The sequence below is a fragment of the Dietzia sp. B44 genome, from assembly GCF_014145245.1.
Classification (GTDB): domain Bacteria; phylum Actinomycetota; class Actinomycetes; order Mycobacteriales; family Mycobacteriaceae; genus Dietzia; species Dietzia natronolimnaea.
This window is the reverse complement of record NZ_JAALEF010000122.1, coordinates 1-8,250: the sequence shown is the minus strand read 5'-3', so window position 1 is coordinate 8,250 and position 8,250 is coordinate 1. Positions and strand designations below refer to the sequence as shown.

Here is an 8,250-nt window from a genome sequence, read left to right as displayed (position 1 = left end):
CGGCACGAGAACGCCCGCACCCCGAGAGGGTGCGGGCGTTCGTCGGCGAGTCGTCGTGAGTCGGGGATCGCCGACCGGAACCGGCCTGTCGGCGCTCGTCAGCCGACGCGGGAGAGCCAGGTGACCTCGGCAGCGGCGGGATGCCCGCGGAGCGGCTCCAGCGCGCGGTCCCATGCGGTGCCGAGTTCGGCGTCCACCGAGGCGTGGAACGCGGCGGGGCCTGCGGCCATGAGGTGCCGGAGCCTGTTCTCCCCGATCACCACGTCCCCGCTCGCGCCCGTCTGGCCTCGCCACATCCCGAGTTCCGGGGTGTGCGAGAAGCGTTCGCCGTCGACGAGGTCGCTCGGGTCCTCGGTGACCTCGAAGGCCAGCATCGACCACTTGGCCAGCGAATCGGCCAGGCGAGCACCGGTGCCGACCGGACCGATCCAGTCGACGATCGCCTTGCGGGCGCCCGGCTGGGCCGGCTGGTCCTCCCAACGCATGGCGGAGGACGCGTCGAGGGTGCTCGCGAGAGCCCACTCGACGTGAGGGCACAACGCGGTAGGCGCGGCATGGATGAACACCACGCCGGTCGTCGTATCCGCGAAATGGTTCAGATCAGACATCGCTTCACTCCCGACTCACTGAGGGACGTCTTCCCCAACGACCTCGCGATATCGTGTGAACGATGATTCGTATGTGGTTGTAGTACACAACTGTGCCTCAAGTGAACGAATTACACCAGCGACACTTCTGCATTCTCAGCAAAGTTACAGCACCGTAATCCCGCCGGTGTGAGTCCCCGGCGGCGTGTCGGCGAGGAGGGTGCGTCAGCCCCCGAGGGAGTCCTCCGGGCGGCTGCGACGGGTTGCGGCGTCCACCACCCTGTCCGACAACTCCGGCCACAGCGGTTTGGCCCAGTCCCCGAAGTCGCGGTCGGTGAGCACGACCAGGGCCGTCTCGATCTCGGGCTGCACCCACAGCAACGTGCCCGACTGTCCGAAGTGCCCGAAGGTCCCGGGAGAATTGTGCTGGCCGGTCCAGTGGGGATACTTGGCCTCCCGGAGTTCGAACCCCAGACCCCACGGACACGGTTTGTGCATTCCGTAACCGGGCACGACGCCGTCGAGGCCGCGGAACTGCTCGTTCACCGCCTCCTCCAGTGTCTCGGGCGCCAGGAGCCGCGGTGCCACGAGTTCGGTCGCGAAGGCGACCAGGTCGGCGAGGCTGGCCGAGGCGCCGTGTCCGGCCGAGCCCTCGAGCACCGTCGATCCCATCCCGAGCGGCTGACACACGGCCTCGGTGAGGTAGTCGGGGAAGGCGATCCCCGTGGCGTCGGCGATGTGGTCCGCGAGCACCTCGAAGCCGGCCGAGGAGTAGATGCGTCGCTCCCCCGGCCCGGCGCGCACCTTCCCGCGATCACTGAAGTCCAGACCGGATGCGTGGGCCAACAGGTGGCGGACGGTCGAGCCCTCGGGCCCGGCGGCCTCGTCGAGGGAGATCGCCTCCTCCTCGACAGCGAGGAGCGCGGCCACGGCCACTATCGGTTTGGTCACCGAGGCGAGACGGTAGACGCGGTCCTCGTCGCCACGCACGGCCAGGAGCCCCTCCGGACCGACGACCGCTGCCGAGACGTTGTCCACCGGCCAGTCCTCGACGGCCGCCAGGGCTGCGTCCAGCCGGTCTCGATCGAACTCGTCCGACATGTGATCCTCCCGGGTGATGTCAGATCGGGCCGTCGTCGGCCGGATCGTCTACAGCTGTGTGGTCAGTGTGTCAGCTCGGCGGTCACGTCCGCGGCACGTCGCGCCGACGGAACCCGACCAGCCCCGCGCCCACCAGGGCGACCGCCACAAGCAGCAGTACCGCCACCCCGATCGTGTCGACCGGCCCGACGGGGGCCCGCCCCACCGCACCGAACGGTGACAGGCGCATCTGGGACTCGGTGAGTCTGAGGGTGGGGCCCATGAACGTGACGACCGCGGAGACGGCGAACAGCGCCCAGGCCAGGGCCTGCATGCGGGGTACCCACCCGAACAGAGCTACCGACACCCCGACGAATACGAGCGCGGCCGGCACCTGCCAGGACCCGGCCGCGACGATGCGCCCCAGCGAGTCCGGGTCGTCGAGGGCGACGGAGGTGGCCAGCGCGAAGGCCGCGGAACCCGCCACCACGACCAGGACGGCGCCCGCGGCGACCACAGCGGTGTGCAGGGCCAACAGTGACCATCTCGAGCGGCCGGCCGCGAGTTCGAGCTCCAACCGTCCCGTGGTCTCCTCCCCCCGCAGTCCGCCGAGGGTCTGGAGGGCGAACCCCGCGCCGAGGATCCCGACGAACACGACGAGCATCTGCACGAGGGAGTCGACGAGGGCCGGGGACTCGACCAGGAAGGCCGCGAGGGCGGGGTTGGACATGATCGCCTCGACCACGACGTTCATCAGGGCGCCGTACATGGTCATGAGCGCCACGACCCCGACCGTCCATCCGATGAACGCACCGAGGTGCTGGTGTACCGCCACGCCGAGCTCGGACGCCCGCCACCTCGACGCCGTGGCCGAGCCCGTCCGGGCCGGCACCAACCCGGCGCCGACATCGCGGCGGCCGGAGAGCCACAGGGCGGCGGCGGACAGAGCTCCGGCCGTCACGACGGCCACCACCAGCGGGAGTGCGGAGGGGTCCCCGAACGGCCGGACCAACCCGTGCCACCCCAGGGGGGAGGTCCAGCTCACCCAGTTGTCGTTGGTGTCCCCGATCCCCCGCAGGACGAGGGTGAGTCCGGCCAAGGTCATGCCCGTCGCCCACACGGTGCGGTTGTGGGCCACCACCTGCGCGAGCACGGCAGTGGCAGCGGCGTATACCCATCCGGTGGCGACGATCGACGCCGCGTAGAGCGCGGCCCCGGTCCGGTCGACCGGGATGGCGAGCGTCGACGCCCAGATTCCGGCGCCGAGGAGGAGGAACACGCCGGCGACGACGACGAGGGCCGCCGTGACCGGGGCGAGCCGACCCGTCCGGGCGGACAGGAGGAGTTCCGTCCTGCCGGTCTCCTCCTCCCGGCGGGTGGACCGAGCGGTCAGGGCGATCGCCATGATCGGGATCGCGAAGGAGGCGATGAACGCGTACTCGTTCATCATGACCCCACCCAGGGTGTCGAGCCCCGCTATACGTCCGTTGAGCATCACCATCGCCTCGCCCAGGGAGGCGGAGTAGGTGGCGAGCTTCTCCGGCGTGTCGTACAGGGCCGCTATCGAGACGGCGGTGAGCAGATACAGCGCGACCAGCCCGAGGACCCACGCGGCGGCGGAGCGCCACCCCGTCCGCAGGTCGATCCGGGCCAGCAGGCCTGTGCCGGCGAATGCGGAGTTCACCGCGACCCGCCGGGGGTCGTGCCCGCCTCTGCGGGTCCCCCTGCGGCCCCCGCGCCCGAGTAGGCGGAGAGGAAGAGGTCGTCCAGGCTGGGTGGGGTGGCGGTGAGGGTGTGTATGCCGGCCGCGTGCAGGATCCCCGTGACCTCGGCGAGCCGCTCTGCCGGCACGTGGCAGCGGACGTCGAACCGCCCGTCCCCGGAGCGCTCCAACCGCAGACCGTCGACCCCGCCCACGGTCTCCAGTGCGCGGGGATCGGTGTCGGTGACGGCGTGGACCTCCGTGGTGGTGTGGCGGCGCAGGTCGCCCAGGGTGCCCGAGCTGATCGTGCGGCCGTCGCGGATGATGCTCACCCGATCGGCCAGCGCCTCGACCTCACCCATGATGTGGCTGGAGAGCAGCACGGTGGAACCACCGTCGACGGCCTCCCGGACGCAGCCCTGGAACACCTGCTCCATCAGCGGATCCAGACCGGAGGTGGGCTCGTCCAACACGAGCAGTTCGGCGCCGGACGCCAGGGCCGCCACGAGTGAGACCTTCTGCCGGTTCCCCTTGGAGTAGTCACGGGTGCGCTTGGTGGGGTCCAGGCGGAAGCGTTCGATCAGCTGGTCGCGGCGTGCCGGGTCCAGTCCCCCCAGCGCTCGTCCCAGTATGTCGATGCACTGGCCGCCGGTCAGGCGGGGCCACAGCGTCACCTCCCCCGGGACGTACGCCAGCCTGGAGTGGAGGTCGACCGCATCGCGCCACGGATCGCGGCCGAACAGGGTCACCCGTCCCGAATCGGACCGCATCAGACCCAGCAGGATCCTGATGGTGGTGGATTTCCCGGAACCGTTGGGCCCCAGGAAGCCGTGTACCTCGCCGCGGCGGACGTCGAGGTCCAGGCCGTCGAGCGCCCGGGTGGCGCCGAACGTCTTGACCAGGCCCTCGACGTGCACCACCGGGTCCGAATCTGAACGCATGACCAGTCCCTTCGTCGATTCTCCCCGATCATCCTCTCCATCCTCGGCACAATGTGGCAATGCGCTCACCGATGTCCGGACACAGGACTTTCCGCCCCTCGATCGCCGACCGCCTCACCAAGGCGGCCATGACCGCCTCTGGTTCTCTACCCGGTCCGGTCATCCAGCTGGCAGGTGGCGCCCCCCGGAGGATCGACGGCCAGGTGCTGGACCCGCATTTCCAGGCCGGGGTCCGGGTGATGTCCCTGTTGTCCGAGGGCGAGTACGAGGACATGCCGGTCGAACAGGCACGCCAGACGGTGGAGCGGTCGGCGTACACCGTCTCGGGGAACCGGATCGACCTCGCCGTCGTCAAGGACCTCGTCCTCCCGCTCGCCGGAACGGATCAGCCCGGCGACGAGACCGCCCGGGCCGACCTGCCCGCCCGCCTGTACTCCCCCGTCCACGGCGACGAAGCGCTGCCGATGCTCGTGTTCTTCCACGGCGGCGGGTGGGTGCTCGGGAGCATCGACTCCCACGATGCGACCTGCCGGTACATCGCGCGGATGGGCGGCCTCAAGGTTCTCAGCGTGGACTACCGTCTGGCCCCCGAGTTCCTCTTCCCCACGGCGGCCGAGGACGCCCTGGCCTCGTTCCGGTACGTGCGGGACAACGCCGGGTCCCTCGGGGTCGACCCGACGCGCATCGCGGTGGGCGGCGACAGCGCGGGCGGGAACCTGGCGGCGGTCGTGTGTCAACAGACCCGCGACGCCGGCGAGAAGACCCCCGACTTCCAACTGCTGTTCGTCCCCGCGACCAACATGTCGACGCGGACCCGCTCGTTCGAGCTGTTCGGCGAGGGCTTCTTCCTCACGGGGAAGAACATGGACTTCTACGAGAACACCTACCTGCGTTCCGACGACGACCGCCTCGACCCGCGGGCCTCCCCGCTGCTGGCCGAGGACTTCTCCGGCCTGCCCCCGGCGCACGTCGCCACCGGCGGGTTCGACCCGCTGCGCGATGAGGGCGAGGCGTACGCGCGGAAGATGGCCGACGCCGGCGTCAAGGTCTCGCTGCGCCGGCATTCCACGATGGTCCACCCGTTCGTCAACGCCGTCGGCGCCACCCCGCTCGCGCGCGCCGCGCTCTCGGAGGCGGTCGGAGCGCTGCGGATGGGTCTGGCGTACTGACCCGGGGTGGTCGGCGCATCGGCGTCGTGATGGTGGGGCCAGCGGGGCTCGAACCCGCGACCAGCGGATTATGAGTCCGCGGCTCTAACCAACTGAGCTATAGCCCCCCGCACGCGCCGGGAGCATCCACCGGCACGTGCCGCGCAATCGTAGCAAGACCCCTCACCGGTCCTCCGGCCACCAGACGGCACGCACTGCCGAGAGTCCGTCGGCGACCTGCGAGGGCGGGTCGTCCCATGCCATGACCAGCCGCTCGGGCGACTCATAGGCGGGATGACCCGGATCGCCGGTGGTCACGAAGTCGACCCACGAGTCGTGCATCCCCTCGACCAGACCCGCCGGCGGCGGGGCACCGAGATAGCGTTCCACGTTCTCCCCGTCCGGGACGGCCCAGAAGAACGGAAGGTCGGCGCAGTGCCTGGGCCCGTTTCCCCCGGTCCAGCAGAAGTCGTACACCCACGTCGGGTCGCCGGCGGCCACCCTGGTCTCGGCTGCGCGGGCCACCGTGGAGTGGATCGCGGCCGCGTCGATCACCGCGCCCACGCTCCGTCGCAGAGACCGGCCGTTCGACTGCCGGGCCAGCGCCCTGAGCCCCTGCCTGGGGAGTTGCTGGGACACCGCCATGAACGCGGCCCCCGGCACCAGCGCCGGACCCGGGAGCTTGTCCGAGACGGCCTCGAACTCCGTCGCGGTGGAACCGATGAGCAGCGGGACGCTCGTTGAAGGGCCTGCGGCGACCGCCTCGAGGGGAGGGGCCGGGACCGTCTCGCCTCCGACCACCGGACGGAACGGGAGCGTGAACTGGTTCTCGCGCCGGAGGCGCCGATGGAACTCGTCCACGGCGCCACGTCCCCCGGCCGCCAGCTCCTCCGCGGTGATCCCCTTGGGCGGGCGGGTCGCCGGGGCCCGCAGGACCGCCGGTGACGCCGCGATCGCCCCGTGGAACAGCCCTGCCGCCGGCGGTGAACCCAACAGGCACAGCACCGCTCCCCCGCCGGCCGACTGCCCGGTGACCGTCACCCTGTCGGGATCTCCGCCGAACGCGGCGATCTCGTCCCGGACCCACTCGAGGGCGGCGATCCAGTCGAGCATCCCGCGATTGTCCGGGGCGTCGGGGAACGGCGTGAAGCCCTCGACACCCAGGCGGTAGCCCACCGAGACCACGATGATCCCCCGGCGGGCGAAGGTCGCACCGTCGAACCACGGCTGATGGGACGACCCCGATTCCCAGCCGCCCCCGTGGATCCACACCATCACCGGGTGCCCGGAACCCGTCGCCGGCGCCCACACGTCCACGTGCAGGATGTCGGTGCCCGCGACGATCGGCTCGGGGATCGCCGGGTCCGGGTCGAACCTCAGCCTCTGGGCGGTGGCGGCGGGCCTCGTCGCATCACGGACCCCGTCCCACGGCGCTCTACGGACCGGGGAGGCGAAGCGCAGCTCGCCGACCGGGTCCTCGGCGTACGGGATGCCGTAGAAGCGGACGACGTCACCGAGCTCGGTCCCACGGACGCGGCCGGTCGAGAGGGTGACTTCGGCGTCGGTCATGGCGCCAGGTTAACGACGAAGGCTGAGATCGCCCGGCGATCCCTGCTAGGAAAAGGTGATGAGCAGTGACAGGGACCAGATCATCGAGCGGCTGGCGGACATCGCCACCGCTCTGGACACCCGCGACTGGGACGGGCTGGGAGAGCTGTTCACCGAATCCGCGACCGGGTACGGGGCGGCCGGTCGGGAGCAGATCGTCCGGACGGTGCGGGACCACCTCGGCGGGTGTGGCCCCTCCCAGCATCTGCTGGGCAACCACAGGGTGCACCTCGCGCTCGACGGAGACGAGGACCGGGCGAGGAGTCTGACGTACGCGCGGGTGCTTCACCTCGGGACGGGAGACCAGGCCGGACTGAGCTACGAGTGCTTCGGCGAGTACTCCGACCTGTGGACCAGGACCCCCGCGGGCTGGCGGATCGTCTCCAGGCGGTTCCGCGTCGACTTCGACCGCGGCGACTTCCGGACACTCCAGCCCGGCTAACCCCGAAATGCGGATCAGGCCGGAGGAGTGTCTCCTCCGGCCTGATCTACTGCTCCCCCATCTGGACTCGAACCAGAAACCCTTCGATTAACAGTCGAATGCTCTGCCAATTGAGCTATGGGGGATTGCTGCCGGTGACCGACGAGCACGTCGGACACCGAGAACTCACCTTAGTGCGAGGGCGACCATCGGACCAAATCGCGAGCTCAGGCGATGTCGGGCGTGGCGCCCACGGCCTGCTCGAGCAGTCCGCGCCGGTATTCCTCCAACGCCACGAGGTCGCCGAACAGCGCCGAGTACCCCTCCGGGTCGGCCGCCGGACTCATCCGCTGGACCTTGGACTTGAGGTCGGCGATCTGGCCGGACACCCACACCTCCTGTAGGCGGGCGAGCACGCCGGAGACGTAGCGGGGCAGCGCGTCCTCGGCCACGCGGAGCGTCTCGACCGCCATGAGGCCCACCAGCCGCTGCAGACCGTCGTCCTCGAGTCCCCGCGACACCTCGGACACCCAGTTCGCGCCGCTCTTCCCGGAGGCGCACCCCCCGGCCGCGGACAGCGCGTCCGCGATCAGGGCGTAGGCGGGATGGGTGTAGCACTCGCCCGGGAGCGAGTCGAAGAGCGGTCCCGCCAGGCCCGGGTACTGCAGTGCCGCCTTGAGCGCCTCGCGCTGCGGCCAGAGCACCGGGTCCGACGCCGAGGGCAGGGGGACGCCCGTCGGCGCCGCGGGGGGCTGCTGGTCCG

Annotated in this window: 8 protein-coding genes and 2 tRNA genes; 2 read left to right on the top strand and 8 right to left on the bottom strand. The window is 70.7% G+C overall.

The window, feature by feature from the left end; genetic code table 11:
* Nucleotides 1-98 precede the first annotated feature (98 nt).
* From G6017_RS04945 to G6017_RS04930, 4 genes are all read right to left on the bottom strand, one after another.
* The gene (locus tag G6017_RS04945; protein ID WP_179524986.1) at nt 99-608 is read right to left on the bottom strand and encodes a DUF3145 domain-containing protein; all 510 of its coding nucleotides are present in this window, start codon (nt 606-608) and stop codon (nt 99-101) included.
* A 204-nt stretch (nt 609-812) separates the two neighbouring features.
* The gene (locus G6017_RS04940; RefSeq protein ID WP_179524985.1) at nt 813-1,688 is read right to left on the bottom strand and encodes a serine hydrolase domain-containing protein; all 876 of its coding nucleotides are present in this window, start codon (nt 1,686-1,688) and stop codon (nt 813-815) included.
* An 82-nt stretch (nt 1,689-1,770) separates the two neighbouring features.
* A complete protein-coding gene (locus G6017_RS04935; RefSeq protein ID WP_182616204.1) occupies nt 1,771-3,351 on the bottom strand; it encodes an ABC transporter permease in 1,581 nt (526 codons plus the stop codon).
* Nucleotides 3,348-4,310, bottom strand: a complete 963-nt coding sequence (locus G6017_RS04930) for an ABC transporter ATP-binding protein (protein WP_179524983.1) — start codon at nt 4,308-4,310, stop codon at nt 3,348-3,350. Before G6017_RS04930 ends, G6017_RS04935 begins: the two co-directional genes overlap by 4 nt.
* Nucleotides 4,311-4,369: 59 nt before the next feature.
* On the opposite strand from G6017_RS04930, the gene G6017_RS04925 reads away from it, so the two are divergent.
* Nucleotides 4,370-5,479: an alpha/beta hydrolase gene (locus tag G6017_RS04925; protein ID WP_241730530.1), complete on the top strand. Its 1,110-nt coding sequence runs from the start codon at nt 4,370-4,372 to the stop codon at nt 5,477-5,479.
* A 30-nt stretch (nt 5,480-5,509) separates the two neighbouring features.
* On the opposite strand, the gene G6017_RS04920 is transcribed toward G6017_RS04925, so the two are convergent.
* Nucleotides 5,510-5,586, bottom strand: a tRNA-Ile gene (locus G6017_RS04920).
* Between the two features lie 55 nt (nt 5,587-5,641).
* Complete coding sequence (locus tag G6017_RS04915; RefSeq protein WP_182611192.1) at nt 5,642-7,027, bottom strand: carboxylesterase/lipase family protein; 1,386 nt, start codon at nt 7,025-7,027, stop codon at nt 5,642-5,644.
* A 58-nt stretch (nt 7,028-7,085) separates the two neighbouring features.
* Here G6017_RS04915 and G6017_RS04910 point away from each other — a divergent pair, with 58 nt between their 5' ends.
* Nucleotides 7,086-7,508: a nuclear transport factor 2 family protein gene (locus G6017_RS04910; RefSeq protein WP_182616202.1), complete on the top strand. Its 423-nt coding sequence runs from the start codon at nt 7,086-7,088 to the stop codon at nt 7,506-7,508.
* A gap of 52 nt (nt 7,509-7,560) precedes the next feature.
* Here G6017_RS04910 and G6017_RS04905 read toward each other — a convergent pair.
* Together G6017_RS04905 and dnaG are read right to left on the bottom strand one after the other, a co-directional pair.
* Nucleotides 7,561-7,633: transfer RNA gene (locus G6017_RS04905), tRNA-Asn, on the bottom strand.
* A gap of 81 nt (nt 7,634-7,714) precedes the next feature.
* A partial coding sequence (gene dnaG / locus G6017_RS04900) for a DNA primase (protein WP_524536245.1) occupies nt 7,715-8,250 on the bottom strand: 536 nt, incomplete at its 5' end.

Excerpts from the sequence above, each read along its gene's own strand:
- G6017_RS04945 (WP_179524986.1), bottom strand. The coding sequence starts at position 608 with ATGTCTGATCTGAACCATTTCGCGGATACGACGACCGGCGTGGTGTTC.
- G6017_RS04940 (WP_179524985.1), bottom strand. The coding sequence starts at position 1,688 with ATGTCGGACGAGTTCGATCGAGACCGGCTGGACGCAGCCCTGGCGGCC.
- G6017_RS04930 (WP_179524983.1), bottom strand. The coding sequence starts at position 4,310 with ATGCGTTCAGATTCGGACCCGGTGGTGCACGTCGAGGGCCTGGTCAAG.
- G6017_RS04925 (WP_241730530.1), top strand. The coding sequence starts at position 4,370 with ATGCGCTCACCGATGTCCGGACACAGGACTTTCCGCCCCTCGATCGCC.
- G6017_RS04915 (WP_182611192.1), bottom strand. The coding sequence starts at position 7,027 with ATGACCGACGCCGAAGTCACCCTCTCGACCGGCCGCGTCCGTGGGACC.
- G6017_RS04910 (WP_182616202.1), top strand. The coding sequence starts at position 7,086 with ATGAGCAGTGACAGGGACCAGATCATCGAGCGGCTGGCGGACATCGCC.